Annotated in this window: 1 protein-coding gene; it reads right to left on the bottom strand. The window is 68.4% G+C overall.

The features are described from left to right. Window positions 1–153: 153 nt before the first annotated feature. The gene (locus D7Y15_RS43645; protein WP_120580812.1) at window positions 154–561 is read right to left on the bottom strand and encodes a low molecular weight phosphatase family protein; all 408 of its coding nucleotides are present in this window, start codon (window positions 559–561) and stop codon (window positions 154–156) included. Window positions 562–914: the final 353 nt, after the last annotated feature.

Below are 914 nucleotides of genomic sequence, written 5' to 3'. Positions count from 1 at the left end.
GGCCCCCACCGGCGCCAAGGCCCGGGAAGCCCCCCCGCCGCGACGCTGGACGTCGCGGCCTTCTCCTCCCCTCCTCGCGAGTCCGTCCGTCCGCCCTACGAGCCCGGACACCCACGGTCACGCGTCAGAAGGGCCCTGCTGCGCCGCACCCGACTACGCCGGGCGCTCCCATCCGTGGCGGTTCACGAAGTCCGACACCATGGCGGCCGTCGTGTCGCGGATCTTCTCCACGTCCGCCGCGGACTTGCCCACCGTGTCCTCCATGGGCCAGTCCTCGCGCTTCTGGTCCGTCACCGACGGCGCGTCCGGCAGCCCGCCCAGCGTCACCAGGATCTGCGCGCTGTTCGCCAGCTCCGGAGTCAGGCGCTGCGGCTTCGCGTCGCCCAGGTCCACGCCCATCTCTTTCATGGTCGCGAGCACCTCGGGATGCAGACGCTCGGCCGGCTGCGTTCCCGCGGAAATCGCGCGCGCCTTCGCCGGGTCCGCCAGCAGGTTGAAGAAGGCCGCCGCGATCTGCGAGCGACCCGCGTTGTGCGTACAAGCGAAGATGACCGTGTTCATCGCACCGCCTTTGGAGTGTTGATAATCATGATGTTCCTGGGCTTCCTGGGAAGTATCACATCCTGAGTGGGGAAGAGGACAACGCTCGCCCTCGCCCATCACGTCCCCCTGACAGGGGGGGTCATGACGACGGATATGGGTAGGATTTGACTCCGCGCGAACCCTTCTCTCGGTCGGAAGCCGGGGGGATGCCTAGGTTGGTGGGGTCATGCAAAGCACCCCTTCCTGGGCCTGGGTCGTCTTCTGGGCGCTGCTCCTGGCGCTGCTGGTGGTGGACCTGCTGGCGCACCGGGGAGGGCGGGGGCAGTCGCGGCGCGCGGCGGTGCTGTGGAGCTGTCTCTTATACACAACTG

The organism is Corallococcus sp. AB030 (genome assembly GCF_003668965.1).
In the GTDB taxonomy this organism is placed as follows: Bacteria; Myxococcota; Myxococcia; order Myxococcales; family Myxococcaceae; genus Corallococcus; species Corallococcus exiguus.
Note: the sequence above shows the minus strand (reverse complement) of the source record. Positions and strands in the feature narration are given on the sequence as shown.

Excerpts from the sequence above, each read along its gene's own strand:
- D7Y15_RS43645 (WP_120580812.1), bottom strand. The coding sequence starts at position 561 with ATGAACACGGTCATCTTCGCTTGTACGCACAACGCGGGTCGCTCGCAG.